Raw genomic sequence first — 19,309 nt, forward strand, 5'->3', positions numbered from 1 at the left:
CATCAGCCGCGATGGGCTTCACCGGTAAAGCCCATCGCGGCTGATGGCCCTAGGCCACCCAGAGCCGCTCCTACGGCGAATCAGGAGTCTGTAAACACCTGAAGCGGTTTAACGCGCAGCGCGCATCAACGCGTCTTCAACCATCGCCTCGGTCAACACCGTCGGCAACACGGTCGGCGAGGTGCCCGGGCCATAGACCACGTACAACGGCACGCCGACGGCCTGGTGCTGGTCGAGGAAGGCGCTGATCTGCGGATCGACATTGGTCCAGTCGCCCTTCATGTAGACCGCATCGACCCGGCGCAGGGTGTCGCGGAAGGCGCTGCTGCCAAGCACATTCTTCTCGTTGGCCTTGCAGGTCACGCACCAGTCGGCGGTCATGTTGACGAATATCACCCGGTTGTCGGCGCGCAGACGATCCAGCAACTGCGGCGAGTAGGCCACCTCACCGGCAGTGGCCGCGGCGGTCGGTGCGTGCAGGCGCGTGACGCCCCACACCGGCACCAGCGCCAGCAGCAACATCAGTGACGACAGCCCCATCCCGAGCCGATGGCTGCGCCAGCGGCTGCGCTCGAACCACCACAGGCCCAGCGCCAGCAGCGTCGTGCCGACCAGCAGCACGGCGATCGCATCGACGCCGCGCTGCTTGCCCAGCACCCACAGCAGCCAGATCGCGGTGAGGTACATCGGGAACGCCAGCACCTGCTTGAGCGTCTCCATCCACGCGCCGGGCGCGGGCAGGCGACGGGCAAGCGACGGCACGAAACCGATCAGCAGGAACGGCAGTGCCAATCCGAGGCCCAGCGCCAGGAACACCAGCATCGCCAGCAGCGGCGGTGCGGTGAACGCGTAGGCCAGTGCGGTGCCCATGAACGGGGCGATGCACGGGCTGGCGACCACGCAGGCCAGCACGCCGGTGAAGAAGTCGCCGACCGGCCCGTGTCGCGAGGCCAGCGACTGGCCGACGCCACCGAGGTTGCTGCCGAGCGTGAACACCCCGGTCAGGCTCAGGCCGACCGCGAACATCAGATAGACCAGCGCGGCGACGAACCACGGTTGCTGCAGCTGGAAGCCCCAGCCGGCGGCCTGCCCGGCTGCGCGCAGGCCGATCACCAGTGCGCCGATCGCCGCGAACGAGACCAGCACGCCGAGCGAATACCACAGCGCATGGCTGCGTGCGCGTGTGCGGCTCTCGCCGCTGTGCGCGAGTCCGAGCACCTTCAGCGACAGGATCGGCAGCACGCATGGCATCAGGTTGAGCACCAGTCCGCCGAGCAGCGCCAGCACCAGCACCGCAATCAGGTTGCGCTCGACATGCGGTGGCCGGCTGCGTCCGGGATTGTCGGGCGAAGCATCCGGACGCATCGCTGCGGGCGCGGCCGGCGCCGCTTGCGCCGCAGCGTTGCTGCCGGACAACGGCGGAATCAGCAGCGGCGTGGCGCTGGCCTGATCCTTCGGCGAGATCTTGCCGGCCGGTAGCGCCAGCTTCACCCGGCGCGTCATCGGCGGATAGCAGATGCCATCGGTCTGGCAGCCCTGGAAGGTCGCCACCAGCGTGATATCGGCTGGATCGGCGCGGTCGCGCAGCAGCGGCAGGCTCACCTCGGCCTGGTCGAAGTACACCACCACCTCGCCGAAGTGTTCGTCGCGGTGCGGTTTGCCCGGCGGCCAGCGCGGCGCGCCGGTGCGGATGCCGGCCACGCCCTCCAGCGCCAGCGAGGTGCGGTCGCGGTAGAGGTAATAGCCCGGTGTCGGGGTGAAGCGCAGCAGCAGCGTATTGCCGTCGCCGACGATCGCCTCGAAGTTGAACGCCTGTTCGGCCGGCAGCGGCAGCGCGTCCACGCCGGCCAGCGTGTTGACGCCGGGGCCGGGCAGACGCATGGCACGCGGCGCACCGGCATGCTCGGGTGCCACTGCCGCTGCGACCGTGCCTGTCGGCAACTTGACCTGCAGACGGCGCTTCTGCGGCGGATAGCACACGCCGGCGTCGGCGCAGCCCTGGTAGCGCACCTCCAGGTCCAGTGTGTCCACGCCATCGGCAGCGGCGCCGGTGACCACCGCGGTCACCGTGTCGCGATAGGTCTCGACCTCGCCGAAGAACTCATCGTGCTTCTTGTGGCCGTCCGGCAGCTGCAGCGGGTTCTGCTTGAAACCGGGGATCTCGCCCACGCCCATGCGATGGCGATACAGGTAATAGCCGGGCGCGATCTGCCAATGCAGTTCGACCCGCCCGGGCGCGGTGGCTTCGGCGCTGAGCTTGAAGGCCTGGTCCACCGGCAGCAGGTCGGCCTCGGAGAAGGCCAGCGCGGGCAGGGACAGCAGCGTGAGCGCGCACAGCATGACGAAGCGGCGCAGGGATATCGGGACGTTCATTCGTTACGGGTCTCGGCGTCGATCCACGCCAGATAGGAAGGCAATCCGCCGCTGACGGGCAACGCGATCGCTTCGGGGAGTTCATACGGATGTAGCGCCTGCAGGCGCGCGATGGTGGCATCCAGCCGGGTAGCGGTGGTCTTGATCAGCAGCTGGATTTCCTCGCCCTGCTCGATCCGGTCCTGCCAGCGGTAGGTCGAACGCGCCCCGGGCAACTGCGTCACGCACGCGGCCAGACGCTCGGACACCAGCGCATGCGCGATGCGCTCGGCGCTGGCGGCATCCGGGCAGGTGCTGAACAAAATAAACACCCCGCACAGGGATGTGCGGTGCTCCTGCGAGGGATTCGCAGAATCAGAGACCCCGCACAGGGATGCGTGGTGCTCCTGCGAGGGACTCGCAGACATGGGGGCGTTGGACGGGGAGGACATGGAGCCCGCGAGTGTACCGGCTCGCTGTGCGCCCGGCAGCAGAGCGGCTGCCATGCGACGGCCGCTACGCGGAACGGAACGTTTCTGACCTGCGGATGAGGCATGGCGTCCCCTCACGGAGACGCCACCCATCGTAGAGCCGGGCTGGCTCGGCTGAGGCTTTCCCAGGGAAGTCCCCAGCGGAGCCAGCTCCGCTCCACGCTCCGGTCAGCGGATCAATTCAGCAACTGGCAGGTAGCCGGCTTGGCCGAGGTGAACAGCGATGCCGTGCCCCATTCCGGATGGTCGATGAAGGGATTGCGGTTGCCCTGGAAGCCATAGATCACCTCGTTGCGGGCGCGCTCGGCATCGTCCGGCGGGTCGGCCTGGTGCCAGGCGATCAGCGTGGACAGCAGGCCCATGTAGGCCGGCGAGGACGAGGTCTGCACGATCAGGCTGCGGGTATCGGTCAGTTCCAGGTCCGGCTCGGACTGGCCGTTGGCACCCACCCCGCCTTCGTAGCGGATCGCCATGTACATGATGGCGCGCGCCACGTCGCCCTTGCGGTGGTTCCAGACCTCGAACGTGCCGCCGTTGCCGTCCGGCGTGCGTACCCAGTTGGAGTTGCCCGGATAGGTGCCGCTGCCGCCGCCGAAGCCGTTGTTGGCCTCGGTGACGCGCTCGCCGCAGCTGCTGTCGCAGTTGGCATAGGGCTTGTTGCCGCGATCGGCGTTCCAGGTGGTGTCGCTCAGATACAGCATGTGGGTGTCGGTATACGGCGCGTAGGGCAGGCCGAGGTCGCCGGTGGCGCTGCCGAAGCCCAGCGAGTTCGGCCAGGTGTGCTCGCGGTTGTAGGTCAGACCACTGCCGGTGCCGGCGCGCGCGCTGCCCTTGGTGTAGCTGCGGTTGCGGTAGACGTCGAGGATGTTGCCGCTGTTGTTCGGGTCCTCATCGGCGATCTCCAGGATCGTCCAGGTGTTGGTGCCCGAACCGCTGTACGGATAGGCGGTGTGGTCCTTGATCGTCGCGTGCAGCGAACAGCGCAACTGGCTGGCGCTGGAGGTGTTGACCTTGCTGTAGTAGCCGCTGGCACTGGCGGCGGCAACGTTGAAGGCCACCTGCAGGTTGGCGGCCGGATGCAGCCCGTCGACATCCTGGATCGCCGAGGCGACTACGCCCAACGTACAACTCTCGCCGGGTTGCAGGGTGGCGCCCGTGGTCAGCGCGAACTGGGTGCCGCTGGCCGGATAGGTCAGTGCGATGCCGCCCGAGCTTGCGCAGCTGAGGGTGAAGGCGCCGCTGCCGGCGCTGACCGCCTCGCTGAAGCTCACCGACAGATCGCCGGCCACCGGGAAATTGCTGGCGCCCGCGGCCGGCGAGGTGGCGGTGATCGACGGTGCGCTGCCGGTCCCGCTGCCGCTGCCGGTGAATTGCTGGTTGGGATTGCAGGTGCCGAAGGTCTGCGCCTGCGAACTGGCCCAGCTGAATTGCGCGGCGGTGCTGCCGCTGCCGGTGAGCTGCAGCGAAGTGCCCGCGGGCGTGCTGTTGGTCTCGCTGACCGGCAGATTGGTGCTGGTCATGCCGGCCGCCGGGCCATCGGAGGCGGTGATGGCGCCCTCGTAGCTGAGGAACTGCACGACCTGGCCATTGCCATCGACCAGTGCCAGGCCATCGTTCGGCCCGTTCTGGATGCCGTTGCTGGCGTAGGTGACGGTGGCGATGCGCACCTGGCTGCCGCAGCTGACCAGGCTGCCGGCCGGTACCGCGTTGTTGGCGTAGACCACGGCGGCCGAGGGCGAGCTGCCGTTGTAGAGGTAGATCCGATAGCCGGACAGGCTCTCGCCGGCGGTGGCGACGACCTCGACCGCCTCGCCGGTGTCACCGGCGGCGGTGGCGTCGTCGTAGTGCAGTTCGTTGACGAATACGGCGGCCTGGGCCGTCGGGATGGCCAGGCCAAGCAGGCCGGCCAGGGACAGGGTGGTGGTGTACAGCGACCTCATCGACTTCTCCTTGTTGATAGGGGGGACTGCACCCCGAGCGTAGGGCCTGTCGATGACATCCGATCGGAACCCCATAGCAGTTCCTGCGGGAGAAGGTCGCCTCCGCTGGGGAGCCCCCTTGTGGGAGGGACTTCAGTCCCGACAGGCTTCGCATGCAGAGCCTGAAGTCCCTCCCACAGGCTCACGACTCCGTTTTTTCGCCGGCCTGCCCTTGAAAGCCCCCGCGCCGGCTCCATCTCTGGCTCGTCCCGACACGTCGGGTTTTGTCGTGCGCTGTGCTGGCACTCGTCATATACGAGTGCTAACATCGCCAGCCTTTTCCAGACCAATCAATCACTTAAGAGGCCATTCAATGAGCATCAAGCCGCTTCACGACCGCGTCGTAGTCAAGCCGATCGAAGCCGACGAGATTTCCGCCGGCGGCATCGTGATCCCGGACTCGGCCAAGGAAAAGTCGACCAAGGGTGAAGTCGTCGCCGTCGGCGCCGGCAAGCCGCTGGACAACGGCAGCGTGCGTGCCCCGGTGGTCAAGGTCGGCGACAAGGTCATCTACGGCCAGTACGCCGGCAGCAGCTACAAGGCCGAGGGCGTCGAGTACAAGGTCCTGCGCGAAGACGACATTCTGGCCATCATCGGCTGATAGCGACGGGAATCGGGAGCGGGGAATAGGGAATCGGCGAAGCACTGCATGTGCGCCTGTCCTGCCTCCGTCCCGATCTACATTGCCGCGCTTTTTCCATTCCCTGTTCCCCATTCTCCATTCCCGAGGTAATTCAAATGGCCGCTAAGGACATCCGTTTCGGTGAAGACGCTCGTTCGCGCATGGTGCGCGGCGTCAACATTCTCGCCAATGCCGTCAAGGCAACGCTCGGCCCGAAGGGCCGCAATGTCGTGCTCGAGAAGAGCTTCGGCGCCCCGACCATCACCAAGGACGGCGTCTCCGTCGCCAAGGAAATCGAACTGGCCGACAAGTTCGAGAACATGGGCGCGCAGATGGTCAAGGAAGTCGCTTCCAAGACCAACGACAACGCCGGTGACGGCACCACCACCGCGACCGTGCTGGCTCAGGCACTGATCCGCGAGGGCGCCAAGGCGGTGGCCGCCGGCATGAACCCGATGGACCTCAAGCGCGGCATCGACAAGGCGGTCATCGCCGCCGTCGCCGAGCTGAAGAAGATCTCCAAGCCCACCACCGACGACAAGGCGATCGCCCAGGTCGGCACGATCTCGGCCAACTCGGACGAGTCGATCGGCAACATCATTGCCGAGGCCATGCAGAAGGTCGGCAAGGAAGGCGTGATCACCGTCGAGGAAGGCTCGGGCCTGGAGAACGAGCTGGACGTGGTCGAGGGCATGCAGTTCGACCGCGGCTACCTGTCGCCGTACTTCATCAACAACCAGCAGAGCCAGTCGGCCGACCTGGACGACCCGTTCATCCTGCTGCACGACAAGAAGATCTCCAACGTGCGTGACCTGCTGCCCGTCCTCGAGGGCGTGGCCAAGTCGGGCAAGCCGCTGCTGATCGTCGCCGAGGAAGTCGAAGGCGAAGCGCTGGCGACCCTGGTGGTCAACACCATCCGTGGCATCGTCAAGGTCGTGGCCGTCAAGGCGCCGGGCTTCGGCGACCGTCGCAAGGCGATGCTGGAAGACATGGCCGTGCTGACCGGCGGCACCGTGATCTCCGAGGAAGTGGGCCTGTCGCTGGAGAAGGCCACGATCAAGGACCTGGGCCGCGCCAAGAAGGTGCAGGTCTCCAAGGAGAACACCACCATCATCGACGGTGCCGGCGACGGCGCGGCGATCGTGGCGCGTGTCACCCAGATCAAGACCCAGATCGAGGACACCTCGTCGGATTACGATCGCGAGAAGCTGCAGGAGCGCGTGGCCAAGCTGGCCGGCGGCGTTGCGGTGATCAAGGTCGGCGCTTCGACCGAGATCGAGATGAAGGAAAAGAAGGCACGCGTTGAAGACGCCCTGCACGCGACCCGTGCGGCCGTCGAAGAAGGCGTGGTCCCGGGCGGCGGCGTGGCGCTGGTGCGCGCGCTGGTGGCCGTGGGCGACCTGGCCGGTGCCAACGAAGACCAGACCCACGGCATCCAGATCGCCCTGCGCGCGATGGAAGCCCCGCTGCGCGAGATCGTCGCCAACGCCGGCGAAGAGCCGTCCGTGATCCTGAACAAGGTCAAGGAAGGCACCGGCAACTACGGCTACAACGCCGCCAACGGCGAGTTCGGCGACATGGTCGAGTTCGGCATCCTGGACCCGACCAAGGTCACCCGTTCGGCGCTGCAGAACGCGGCCTCGATCGCCGGCCTGATGATCACCACCGAAGCGATGGTGGCGGATGCGCCGAAGAAGGACGAGCCGGCCATCCCGGGCGGCGGCGGCATGGGTGGCATGGGCGGCATGGACTTCTAAGTCCACCGCAGCCCAGGCTGCACGCTGTACAGAAAACCCCGCCGAAAGGCGGGGTTTTTTTTGTGGCTCTTGTTCGCGTTCGGGGGGCGATTTCCTGTGATGACGTGGTCCTGCGGCTGGCTCTTTGTGGGAGGGACTTCAGTCCCGACGCTTTGCCGGTAGAGCCTGTCGGGACTGAAGTCCCTCCCACAAGGAGCCACCCGATGCGAACAGAGCCTTTTCTTTGTCGTGCCCAGGGCATGGGATGTCACACCGAAAGGCCCGGCGGTCCGGATTCATGTCTTTCAGGTGGCGTATCAGTGACTCTGTTTGTCCTGTAAGACAGGCTGGTCAATCCATGCCGTAGTTGACTCGCGAGCGCCATGCATGACGATATGTTGACAACGATATCAGTGAGGACTTAGGTTTCGTTCAGGAAACGCGGCCTGCGCGACATACGCAGCAGGCCAGGGGAGAGCGGCGTCGGGGGACGCGCTCTGCGTGACCGAACCGACACCACCGTCCGCCGGCCACCGCCGGTTCTTCTGTCAGGGGATCACCCATGAAGTGCCGTAGCCATTGCCTTGCCCTCAGCATTGCCCTCGTCATCGCCGCGCACGCCGGTGCCGTCCAGGCGCAGAGTGACAGCGACACAGACACCGCCAAGGCCAAGGCCAAGGCCAAGGCCGCCACCGAGCTGGATGCCGTCACCGTCACCGGCTCGCGCATCAAGCGCGCCGAGGTCGAGGGCGCGCAGCCGGTGCTGACCATCAGCGCCGAGCAGATCCAGCAGCAGGGCTTCGCCACCGTCTACGACGCGCTGGCCAGCATGAACCAGCAGGGCTCGGTCGAGGCGGATACGCAGTGGGGCTCGCATACGCCGAACGCCTCGCCGATCAACCTGCGCGACCTCGGTCCAGGCCGCACGCTGTTGCTGGTCAACGGCCATCGCGTCGCCGATTACCCGTTGCCGTACGGCGGCGAGAGCAACTTCGCCAACTACAGCAACATCCCTTCGGCAGCGGTGGAGCGGATCGAGATCCTCACCGGTGGCGCTTCGGCGATCTATGGCTCGGATGCGGTCGCCGGCGTGATCAACGTGATCCTCAAGCGCGATTACAAGGGCGACCAGATACGCATGCGCGGCGGCGTCGCCACCGAGGGTGGACGCGATGCCTTCGACGTGTCGTGGGCCGGCGGGCGCACCGGCGACAACTGGAGCGTCACCTACGCATTGCAGGGCACGCGTCGCGATCCGCTGACCGGTCGCGATCGTCCGCAGATGGACGACCAGGACGACATGGCCTATTCGAACTGGACCGCGCAGAACCGCAAGTACGGCTTCAATGCCTACACCGGCCTGAGCCTGGTCGATGCCAATACGTCCGAGCGGCTGTCGATGCCGTCCGGCACCTGCGAAGGTTTCGGCGGCGAGTTCATCAACGCGCAGCGCCTGAGCTACGACCAGAACAGCGACACGCTGACCAACTACGGCAACTACTGCGGCATGGCCCACGACTACCAGGACTGGTTGCTCAGCAGCGGCGGCGAGAACTACTCCGGCTATCTGTACGGCACCTGGAAGTTCAGCGAGAACACCGAGGCCTGGGCCACGTTGTCGGTGAACAAGAGCACCGGTTACTGGACCTACGATCCGCCCTACGTCTACCTCGGCCCGTTCTACGACACCGGCAGCGACCGCACGCTCTACGCGATCCGCCAGCTGACCCGGCGCGAGGCCGGCAGCTTCGAGGATCTGGCCAACTACAACAAGGAGCTGTCCTGGGACGTGAGCGCCGGCCTGAAGGGCGTGTGGGCCGATCGCTTCGACTGGGAGTTCAGCATCGGCCGTTCGCGTTACACCGTCGATGAGTACATCCGCACCGTCGACCTGCAGAAGGCCACCAACTACTTCCTCGGCGACCAGCTCGGTACCACCACTGACGGCACGCCGATCTACGACGTCAATCTGGAGCGCTGGTATTCGCCGCTGACCTCGTCGCAGTACAACGATCTGGTCGCCAAGTCGCACAACGCCGCCGATTCCTGGGTCAACCAGGCCAGCTTCACCTTGAGCGGCGAACTGATGCAGGGCTGGGCCGGCCCGATCCGCTTCGCCACCGTCGCCGAGCTGGCCAAGCAGGGCTACCGGCTCAATCCTGATCCGTGCGCCAACGAGTGCTACTACGTCGACGTGGTCGACAGCGGTGGCGGCGAACGCCTGCGCTCCTCGGCCGGTCTCGAACTGCAGGTGCCGCTGTTGTCGAGCCTGACCGCGAGCATGGCGGCCCGCTACGACCGCTACGGTTCCTACAAGTCCTACGCCTCCGATCTGTCCACCGAGATCGGCAACCAGAGCGACACCACCTGGAGCACCGGCCTGGAGTGGCGCCCGCTCGACAGCCTGCTGCTGCGCAGTACCCTGGCCACCAGCTTCCGCGCGCCGGACATGCACTACGTGCTCGGCGAGCCCAGTTCCTCCAGCCAGACCGTGATCGACCAGTACCGCTGCATTTCTTCAGGTGCGTACCTCACCGGCACCTGCAGCGACGAGAACACCAACGTCTACTACACCGTCGACGTGAACCGTCGCGGCACGCCTGACTTGAAGTCCGAGCATGGCCGCTCGTTCACTGCCGGCTTCGTCTGGGACATCGCGCAGGGCCTGTCGCTGACTGCGGATTACTACAAGATCCGTCTCGAAGACATGATCAAGGATCTGGATCGCGACGAGATCCTCAGTGCCGAAGCCGGCTGCCGCACTGGCACCACCACCAGCGGTGGTGTCTGGAACAACCCCGGTGGCGACGAATACTGCGCCACGATCCTCTCGCGCGTGGTGCGTGATTCCGACGGCAAGATCGTCAGCATCGAGCGCGGCCCGATCAACCTGGCCCAGGCCGAAACCTCCGGCGTGGACGTGTCGTTGAAGTACCGCCTCGACACCGCCAGCTGGGGCAACTGGCAGTTCTCGCTCGACTACAACAACCTGATCTCCTACTACGAGCAGATCTACCGCACCGACGAGAACCAGAACAAGCGCGACCAGAAGGTGCGCAGCAAAGTCCGCGCCAGCGCGCATTGGGAAAACGGCGGGCCGTGGGACTTCACCCTGTACGCCAAGCGCTTCGGCTCGACCCGCGCGGTCAACTGGGGCACCTGCCGCCGCTTCGACGACGGCTACCAGCCGGCGGCCGGCGACGACTGCGTGGTCACCGACAGCGCCAGCTCGCATTACGGCGAGTCCACCACGCACTACTACGGCCGGGTCGGGCCGGCGTGGTACTGGAACCTCAGCGGCGGCTACCGGATCAACGAGCGCATGAAGGTCAACTTCTACGTCAACAACGTGTTCAACAACGTTGGCTACAAGCACAAGGAGGCGTATTACGGCTATGCCTTCTACAACACCACGCTGTATGACTCGATCGGGCGTGAAATCGCAGCGGAGTACGTGTTCGATTTCTGATGCGTGAGTGATGTGGAGCGCTGTGGGAGGGACTTCAGTCCCGACGGGCTTTCCCGGGAAGGCCCGTCGGGACTGAAGTCCCTCCCACATGGGCATCCTGCACATAGGCATCCAGATGCAGGTCTTCGTTGCCAATGAAACAGTGGCAATGGCGAAAAACCCGTGTTATCAATGCACCCCATGAACGCAAGCCGTGCCTCCTTTTATTTTTGGTACTACTTTCCTAAGCCGCTGGCGGAGGAAGGATTGCGCTCAACCTGAAGAAAGTACCTTCAGAAGCATTCCCGAAAGCCGCCAGCGCAACTGGCGGCTTTTTTGTTGCCGCCTTCGCCCTGGGGCACACCGCCTAACATCCCGGAGCCCGATGACATGCCCCCGCACACTGATGACCTGCGTATCCGCAAGATCGAACCGCTGACGCCGCCGGCGCAGCTGCTGTCCCTGCTGCCCTGCGACGAGCCCGCCTCGAAGACCGTATCCGCCTCGCGCGCGGCGCTGCACGAGATCCTGCACGGCCGTGACGATCGCCTCGCCGTGGTGATCGGGCCCTGCTCGATCCACGACCCGGTCGCGGCGATGGAATACGCCCAGCGCCTGCGCCCGTTGCGCGACACGCTCGGCGATGCGCTGGAGATCGTGATGCGCGTGTACTTCGAGAAGCCGCGCACCACCATCGGCTGGAAGGGCCTGATCAACGATCCGGATCTGGACGGCAGCTTCCAGATCAACAAGGGCTTGCGCATCGCGCGCGGCCTGCTGCGCGACATCAACCATCTCGGCCTGCCTGCCGGCGTGGAGTTCCTCGACATCATCTCGCCGCAATACATCGCCGACCTGGTGGCCTGGGGCGCGATCGGCGCGCGCACCACCGAGAGCCAGGTGCATCGCGAGATGGCTTCGGGCCTGTCGTGCCCGGTCGGCTTCAAGAACGGCACCGGCGGCGATGTGAAGATCGCCGTGGACGCAGTCGGCGCGGCGTCGCATCCGCACCATTTCCTGGCCGTCACCAAGGACGGGCAGACCGCGGTGGCCGCCACCACCGGCAACCCGGACTGCCACGTGATCCTGCGCGGCGGCAAGCAGCCGAACTACGACGCCGACAGCGTCGCGGCGGCCGCGCAGGTGCTGCAGAAGAACGGCTTGGAAGCGCGCCTGATGGTCGACGCCAGCCACGCCAACAGCGGCAAGAACCCGGAAAACCAGCCGAAGGTGATCGAAGACATCGCCCGGCAGCTGGAGCAGGGCCAGGACGCGATCATCGGCGTGATGGTGGAAAGCCATCTGGTCGGCGGTCGCCAGGAACTGGTCGAGGGGTGCGAGCTGACCTACGGCCAGAGCATCACCGATGGCTGCCTCGACTGGGATACCTCGGTGCAGGTGCTGGAGCGGCTGGCCGAGGCCGTGCGCGCCCGTCGCCGTCGCGCACTGTCTGCCGCGGCCTGAGTCGAAAGCAGACCGCCGCGCATGGAGGCGCGGCTTTGCTGAGGGACTCGCCCTTTGAATCCCTGCGCATGGAACTGCGGGCCCCTCTGCGAGGGGCTCGCATTCCGATTCCCGCGCGAGACCCAACAAAAAGCCGGGCAGGCAAGCCTACCCGGCATCGGACACGGCCGTCCGTACCAGATCACCTTCGTTGGCAGGAGAGAGTGCCAACGTCGATCACCTGATGGCGCGATCCTGCCGCGGCCGCTTGTCGGTGATTTGTCCGCAAGTGCGGCTGTGCGTCAGTGTGTGGCGATGGAGCGGTCGATGCGGCGTGCCTGGTCACGGCGCCGTGTCCATGGGCCGCTGAATGCGGCTGCTTTAACGGATCGTTTCTGTTTGGGCGGGAGGCGTTGCCTTCTCCCCGTTAAACGTTGCCTGGAATGATCCTGGCCAGGCCCATGGTTTGAGTTCGCTGGGATGGGTTTGTCGGGATCGCCGCGGTCATGCTGCGCGGACATCAGCACATGCCGCATGTCCATCTCCCGAGCCGGCCGGGCGTGATGGCAGTGGTTTACCTTGGCTTCGCGCAGGGTGACGGCTGGTCGCCATCTCTCCTTCTGCAACCCCGAGGCGCGGAGTACGCAGCAATGAAAACGCATCCCGATGGTTTTGATCCCGCGCGCCGGCGCTGGCTGCATGGCTCCGGCGCAGCCCTGCTCGCCACCGCGCTGCCGCTGCGGGCCGCGAGTGGGATTCCCGCGACACGGCCTGATCCGACCGTGCCGATCCGCCTGGATCTCAACGAGAGCAGCTATGGACCCTCGCCACGAGTGGCCGATGCGATCACACAGGCTTTGCCGCAGTTGCCGCGTTACGTGAGCAAGGTACAGGCCGAGGCGCTGCAGCGGCAGATCGCCACGATCGAAGGTGTCGCGCCCGAGCAGGTCATCCTGGGCGAAGTGCTCGAAGCACTCGGCCAGCATCTGGCGCTGGAACATGGCGGCGGTGGCTTCATCTACTCGGTGCCGGGCTACGGTGCGTTGGTGGACGCGGCTGCGCCGTTCGGCGGCAAGGCGGTGGAAGTACCACTGGACGCGCAACTGCGCAACGATCTGCCGGCGTTGAGTGCGGCGATCGCCGCCGATACGCGCGCGCTGTTCGTGGTCAATCCGCACAACCCGTCCGGCACACTCAGCGAACGCGCCGCGTTTGATGCGTTCGTGCATGCGGCTGCACAACGCACGCTGGTGATCGTCGACGAGGCCTATCTGGATTATCGCGAAGATTTCGCCGAGCGCACTGCGACGCGCCTGTTGCGCGCGGGTGACAACGTGGTGGTGTTCCGTACCTTCGGCAAGTTGCATGCGCTGGCGGGATTGCAGATCGGCTACGCGTTGGCACCACGCGCGCTGGCCGATGCACTGCGTCGGCGCGGTGTCGGTGATGCGCATGCGTTGAATCAGTTATCGATCGTCGCCGCAGCCGCCAGTCTGGCCGACACCGCGCACCTGACGCGCGTGCGCACGCAAGTCGCACGCGAGCGCGAACGCTGGCTGGCGCTGCTGCGCGAGTGGCGATTCCGCTATGCCGAGCCGGCCGGCAACTTCGTGTTCTTCGATGCAGGCCGTCCGCAATCGCACGTGGCTGCGGCATTGCTGGAGCGTGGCATCCGCATCGGTCGCGCGTTCCCGCCCTATGCGGATTGGGTGCGCATCACCATCGGCACGCCGGCCGAGAACACCGCGGTGCAGGCCGCCCTGCGCGAGTTGATTCAAGCGGGCCTTCGGCGAGGCTGAACGGCAACAAATGTACCGATCAGTATTGTTTTTGCACTGCAGCGTGCATCCCGGAATTTTTGTGAGCACTATGATCCCGCATCCCGACGTGGGGGAGGGAGCAAGGCCCGCTGGCAGTTCGCTGCAAGCGGGCTTTTTTATTGCCCGGCGAGTATGGCGTATACGGCCTGTGATGACAGAATCCACGGATGCCATCGCCCTTCCCTGACGTTTCCCCCGAAATTTCCGCTCTGGTCGAGCGTTCCCTGACGCGGATCCGCAACGCGCAGCCGGCTTGGCCGGCGCGTGAAGGCTTCGATGCCGATCTGGCCCGTGTCGTGCTTGCCAGCGACTTCGTCGCCGATACGCTGGTACGCCAGCCGGCGCTGCTGGCGTGGTTTGCCGAACCCGATCCGGCGCCGCTGCCGTTGCCCGAGCTGGACCCCGGACAGCCCACGCTGTGGCCGGCGCAACTGCGCCGCTACCGCACCGCCGAATCGTCGCGTCTGGTCTGGCGTGATGTGCTCGGCCTGGACGATGTCGATGCGACGCTGGCCAGCGTCACGCGGTTGGCCGAGACCTGCCTGCAACTGGCGCTGACCGTGCTGGAGCAGCAATTCGCGCTCCGCCACGGACGCGTCATTGCCGCCGACGGCAGCGTGCAGCGGCTGGTGGTGTTCGGGCTCGGCAAGCTCGGTGGCGGCGAGCTGAATTTTTCCTCCGACGTCGATCTGGTCTACGCCTATCCGCAGGGCGGCGAATCCGATGGCGCGCGTGCGCTCGCCGCCGAGGAATACTTCGCACGGCTCGGGCAACAGCTGGCGCGTCTGCTGGACGAGACGACGGTGGATGGTTTCAGTCATCGCGTGGATCTGCGCCTGCGCCCGTTCGGCACCGCTGGGCGCGTAGCGTTGTCGTTCGCGGCGATGGACCAGTATTTCCAGCGCGAGGGCCGCGACTGGGAGCGCTATGCCTGGATCAAGGCGCGCGCGGTCGCCGGTGATATCGATGCCGGCGAGGCGTGGCTGCAGGCACTGCGGCCGTTCGTCTATCGGCGCTATCTCGATTTCACCGCGCTCGATGGCCTGCGCGAGATGAAGGCGGCGATCACCGCGGAAGTCGCGCGTCACGATCGACTCGACGACATCAAGCGCGGGCCCGGTGGCATCCGCGAGATCGAGTTCCTGGTGCAGGCGTTGCAGCTGATCCGCGGCGGTCGCGAGCTGGCGCTGCGCGAACGACGCCTGCTGCCGGCACTGGCGGCGTTGGTCGCCTTGGGGCAGGTCGAGCCGGGTGACGGTGAGGCACTGGCCACGGCCTATCGTTTTCTGCGTCGGGTCGAGAATCGGTTGCAGATGTTGCGCGATGCACAGACGCATGCGTTGCCGGTGGAGGCGCTGGATCGCGAGCGCATCGCGCGTGGATTGGACTTCGATGGCTGGGATGCGCTGTTTTCGGCGTTGCAGGTGCAGCGCGATCGCGTCGCCGCCGAGTTCGCCGAACTGCTGGCGCCGCGGCGGAAGACCGGCGCGCCCGATGCGGTGGCGGCGTACTGGCGTGGCCTGCCCGATGCCGGCGATGCGACGCAGCTGGCGGATCTCGGTTTCACCGATGCCGCCGGTGCCGACCAGTCATTACGTGATTTCGCGCAATCGCTGGGGGTACGCGTGCTGTCGGATGCGGCGCGCACGCGCCTGGATCGGGTGATGCCGGCGTTGCTCGGCGCAGTCGCGCACTCGGCCCAGCCGGATGCCGCGCTGCACCGCGTGCTCGGCTTGTTGCAGGCGGTATTGCGCCGTACCAGCTATCTCGCGCTGCTCGACGAGCAACCCACCGCGCTGGCGCGGCTGGTCAATGTGCTTTCGCGCAGCGCGTTGTTGTCCGAACGCCTGGTGGCCTATCCGCTGCTGCTCGACGAACTGCTCGACACACGCATCTCCGGACCGATGCCGGATGCCGCGGCGATCCAGGCACTGTGCGCGCAGACATTGGCGATCGACGATCCCGAGGCGGCGTTGCGCGAGCTCAACGAACGCCGGCTCGCGCTCAGCTTCCGCATCGCATTGGCGACGCTCGATGGCCGTCAACCGGGATTGGACAGCACGCGTCAGCTGGCGGCGCTGGCCGATGCGGTGGTTGTCACCGTGCTGGCGATGGCGCGGCGGCAACTGGTCGAAACACATGGCGACGTGCCGGGCGGCATGTTCGCGATCCTTGGCTACGGCAGTCTGGGCGGTGGCGAACTTGGGTTCGGCTCGGACCTGGATCTGGTGTTCCTGTACGAGCTTGGCGCGGGTGCCGAGAATTCCGACGGCACGCGTCCACTGGAAGCGGGGCGCTGGTTCGCGCGCCTGGCGCAGAAGGTGATGGCCTTGCTCGGTGCCGAGACCGGCGCCGGCCGGTTGTACGACATCGACGTGCGACTGCGTCCGGATGGTGGCAAAGGTGCGCTGGTGTCCTCGCTGGCGAGCTATCGCGAATACCAGCGCGAGCGCGCCTGGACCTGGGAGCATCAGGCGTTGGTGCGCGCGCGTGGCGTGGCCGGTGATGCCGCGTTGCTGGCAGCGTTCGAGCAGGTGCGCGCTGACACGCTCGCGCGCGAACGCGAGCCGGCGGCACTGCGCGAGGACGTGGTGAAGATGCGTGGACGCATGCGCGCCGAGCTGGATCGCAGTGACGCCGCGCGCTTTGATCTCAAGCAGGGCGCCGGTGGATTGGTGGATCTTGAGTTCGTGCTGCAGGCCGGCGTGCTGCTTGAAGCGCATCGCGATGCCGCGTTGCTGCGGCCACGCGACACGCCGGCCTTGATCGATGCGCTTGTTGCTGCCAGCTGGTTACCGTTGGCAAGTACGGAGGCACTGCACACCGCGCACGAGGCGCTGCTCGATGCGGGACTGGCCTGCACGCTGGACCGGCGCTCGCGTCTGACCGTGCCGAATGCGGCGACCACGCAGGCGCGGGTGACGATCAGCGAGGTTGCGCGTGTGCAGGGTCTGCCGTTTCCGGCCGGCAAGGACTGATGACAGGTGCTCGGCTGGAGCTTTCCCGGAGTCGTTACGGGCCATCGTAGGAGCGGCTTTAGCCGCGATGAGGCTCTACCGGGAAAGCCTCATCGCGGCTAAAGCCGCTCCTACCATGGGCGGGTGGTTTGCGGTGGGGTGTTCTTGCGCAGCAAGGCGCGGAACGGCGCCAGCAGGAACATGCCCATGCCCAGCTTCACCGCCAGGTCGCCGGTGGCCCAGCTGATCCAGGGCAGCCCGGAGCTGGCGAAGGCGATTGACCAGAAGATCGTGGTGTCCAGCGTTGCGCTGCATAGCGTCGACACGGCCGGCGCGCGCCACCAGTTGCCCGCGCGCAGGCGATGGAACACGGCGATGTCCAGCAGCTGCGAACAGATGAAGGCGCTGCACGAGGCCGCGGCGATGCGCGGTGTCGCCACCCAGATCGACAGCGCCACCGCGACCACGAATCCGCACCATGCGACTTGGCGCGCGATGCGCGGTCCGAAGCGCAGGTTGATCACATCGCTGATCAGGAACGCAGCGGGATAGGTGAACGCGCCCCAGGTCAGCCAGTCGTTGATGGGGTATTGCACGAGTACGTTCGACAGCAGCACCACTGCGCCCATCGCGAGGATTGCGAGCAGCAGCGCATGCGGAGTGGGGCGGGCGAATGCGATGTTGATGGGGGGAGCCATGGTGGGGCGGGTAATGTGGGGGAGGCGCGGATTATCCGTGTCGTGGTGATGTGGGGCTACTGACGAGGGCTGTCTGTTTGTTGTTGGAATTGGGTGTGGGGTGGGGGTGCGGTTTCATGTGCGTTTCGTAGTGGAGCATGTGCTTGTATCCGCCTTTTTTGCATCTTTCACTTGCTTGTCATCCATCAGCCGTCGTCCCCGCGAAGGCGGGGATCCAGTGTCTTCCGCGGGATCTTTCTGCCGTCATCCCCGCGAAGCGCTTTTCAGCAGCCAAAGGCTGATCAAGCGGGGATCCATGGACATTCGTGCAGGCAGTGGTGACCTCGTAGAGCGGAGCTCGCTCCGCTGCTCTTGCGTTTGATTTGTTGTTGAAGGCAACTTCAACAGCAAAGGCTTTCGCTCCTTCGGAGCGAGTTACCTTTCTTTGCTCGTGCAAAGAAACGTAACCCAAAGGAACACGCCCCAGTCCTCGCGCCCTTCGCTGCGCTACGGGTTCACTCCGCCAGCGGGATTTTCTGACGCGGCATCCGTGCCGCGGCAGAAAACGACGCACATCCATGTGCGTCGCCCCTTCGGGGTTTTCCCCGCCAGCTCCGCCGCTGCGGATGGGGGCCCCGGGAAAGTCAAAGGCAGAGCAAAAGCAAAAGCAAAATCACGAGCAACGGCAACGGCAAGATCATGAGCCACAGCCACAGCCACAGCCACAGCCACAGCTACAGCTACAGCCGCGACTGCGCCGCAAATATCGATTCACCCTAGATCGACAGGCGTTCCCGCACCAACGCTGCGATGCGAGCAGTTTCTCGCAGCGGCGTTTGTTCACCTGCATGCGACAGCGCGTCCAGCGGTGCGAGCCTTCCGCGTGTCAGCAATGCCTCGACGAAGCTGCGCAGGCGTCCGTTTGCTTTCTCGGTGAATGCGGCGGTGACCGGTACCCGGGTCGCGCAGGCTTCCGACAGGAGGTTGCTGGAGTCGGCGGTGCAGATGACGGCATCGGCCCAGCCGAGCAGGCCGGCATAGGGATTGGCGCCATCGTCCTCGTCGCACCACAGCAGGCCGGGCAGGTCGCGCAGGGCTTGCCGCAGTCTGATGACCACCTCCGGCGGTGTGCGGCGTGAGGTCGTCGCCAGTACGCTGCCGCCGTCGTGCAGTTGGACGCGCAGTGTGTCCAGCAGGGTGACGATGTCGGCGGCCGACCAGGGCACGTGCCGGGTCGGGCCGCCGATCAGCAGTGCGATGCGTGGGCCGGGCAGGTCGCCAAGTGCGGGGAAGGTGGCACGACCGGCCGCGAGCCAGGCATCGTCGACCGGGTGCAGGCTGCCCAGCAGGGGCAGGACGTTGCTGCCGCGCAGCCGGTCATGCTCGGGCACGATCACCAGATCCCAGTGCCGGGGGGACAGGCGTGGATCGAGGATCTGAATGGCGAGGCTGCCGCGCGCCCGCAGCAGGCGGGTGGCGAGGGCGGCCTGGCGGCCACAGCCGATCGCCAGCGCCGGTGGGGTCTGCAGTTGCTGGGCGAACGTGGCGCCGAAGGCGGCCCGGTCGCCGGGCAGGCGCCGGGGTGACCACCAGCGCCATGGCGCCTGTGGGGCCAGGGCCAGCGTGTCCCAGGTCGGCGGATGCAGGGCTGCGGCCAGCGCGGCGGCCTGGCGCGCATTGCCGGCGTGCCCGTCGCTGACCGCCCAGCAGGCGTCCGATCGTTTCACATCCGACATAGATTTGTTTCAGCCATGAGCGTGTGTGACTGCAATCGCGCCACTCTA

11 protein-coding genes are annotated in these 19,309 nt (G+C 66.1%); 6 read left to right on the top strand and 5 right to left on the bottom strand.

Annotation, left to right across the window (positions count from 1 at the left end; all coding sequences use genetic code 11):
• Window positions 1-108 precede the first annotated feature (108 nt).
• From AC3WJE_RS12010 to AC3WJE_RS12020, 3 genes are all read right to left on the bottom strand, one after another.
• A complete protein-coding gene (locus AC3WJE_RS12010) occupies window positions 109-2,373 on the bottom strand; it encodes a protein-disulfide reductase DsbD family protein (protein WP_493731035.1) in 2,265 nt (754 codons plus the stop codon).
• Entirely contained in the window at window positions 2,370-2,675 is a 306-nt protein-coding gene (cutA, locus tag AC3WJE_RS12015) for a divalent-cation tolerance protein CutA (protein WP_493731036.1), read from the bottom strand. The genes AC3WJE_RS12010 and cutA overlap by 4 nt, the downstream gene beginning before the upstream one ends.
• Window positions 2,676-3,019: 344 nt before the next feature.
• Window positions 3,020-4,783, bottom strand: a complete 1,764-nt coding sequence (locus AC3WJE_RS12020; protein WP_493731037.1) for an endonuclease — start codon at window positions 4,781-4,783, stop codon at window positions 3,020-3,022.
• Between the two features lie 352 nt (window positions 4,784-5,135).
• Here AC3WJE_RS12020 and AC3WJE_RS12025 point away from each other — a divergent pair, with 352 nt between their 5' ends.
• The 6 genes from AC3WJE_RS12025 (at window position 5,136) to glnE (ending at window position 16,869) form a co-directional block, all read left to right on the top strand.
• Entirely contained in the window at window positions 5,136-5,423 is a 288-nt protein-coding gene (locus AC3WJE_RS12025) for a co-chaperone GroES (protein WP_493731038.1), read from the top strand.
• 137 nt (window positions 5,424-5,560) lie between these two features.
• A complete protein-coding gene (gene groL / locus AC3WJE_RS12030; RefSeq protein ID WP_493731039.1) occupies window positions 5,561-7,201 on the top strand; it encodes a chaperonin GroEL in 1,641 nt (546 codons plus the stop codon).
• 541 nt (window positions 7,202-7,742) lie between these two features.
• Window positions 7,743-10,649 (top strand): TonB-dependent receptor plug domain-containing protein, encoded by a 2,907-nt coding sequence (locus tag AC3WJE_RS12035; protein ID WP_493731040.1) that lies wholly within the window; start codon window positions 7,743-7,745, stop codon window positions 10,647-10,649.
• Between the two features lie 369 nt (window positions 10,650-11,018).
• Window positions 11,019-12,092, top strand: a complete 1,074-nt coding sequence (locus tag AC3WJE_RS12040) for a 3-deoxy-7-phosphoheptulonate synthase (RefSeq protein WP_493731041.1) — start codon at window positions 11,019-11,021, stop codon at window positions 12,090-12,092.
• A 629-nt stretch (window positions 12,093-12,721) separates the two neighbouring features.
• Window positions 12,722-13,870, top strand: coding sequence for a pyridoxal phosphate-dependent aminotransferase (locus AC3WJE_RS12045; RefSeq protein ID WP_493731042.1), 1,149 nt, complete (start codon window positions 12,722-12,724; stop codon window positions 13,868-13,870).
• A 188-nt stretch (window positions 13,871-14,058) separates the two neighbouring features.
• Window positions 14,059-16,869 (top strand): bifunctional [glutamate--ammonia ligase]-adenylyl-L-tyrosine phosphorylase/[glutamate--ammonia-ligase] adenylyltransferase, encoded by a 2,811-nt coding sequence (gene glnE / locus AC3WJE_RS12050; RefSeq protein ID WP_493731043.1) that lies wholly within the window; start codon window positions 14,059-14,061, stop codon window positions 16,867-16,869.
• A gap of 110 nt (window positions 16,870-16,979) precedes the next feature.
• Here glnE and AC3WJE_RS12055 read toward each other — a convergent pair whose 3' ends face one another.
• Together AC3WJE_RS12055 and AC3WJE_RS12060 are read right to left on the bottom strand one after the other, a co-directional pair.
• Window positions 16,980-17,546, bottom strand: a complete 567-nt coding sequence (locus AC3WJE_RS12055) for a queuosine precursor transporter (RefSeq protein WP_493731044.1) — start codon at window positions 17,544-17,546, stop codon at window positions 16,980-16,982.
• A gap of 755 nt (window positions 17,547-18,301) precedes the next feature.
• The gene (locus AC3WJE_RS12060; RefSeq protein WP_493731045.1) at window positions 18,302-19,261 is read right to left on the bottom strand and encodes a mitochondrial fission ELM1 family protein; all 960 of its coding nucleotides are present in this window, start codon (window positions 19,259-19,261) and stop codon (window positions 18,302-18,304) included.
• Window positions 19,262-19,309 lie beyond the last annotated feature (48 nt).

The organism is Pseudomonas sp. GW821-FHT07E12, assembly GCF_058986605.1.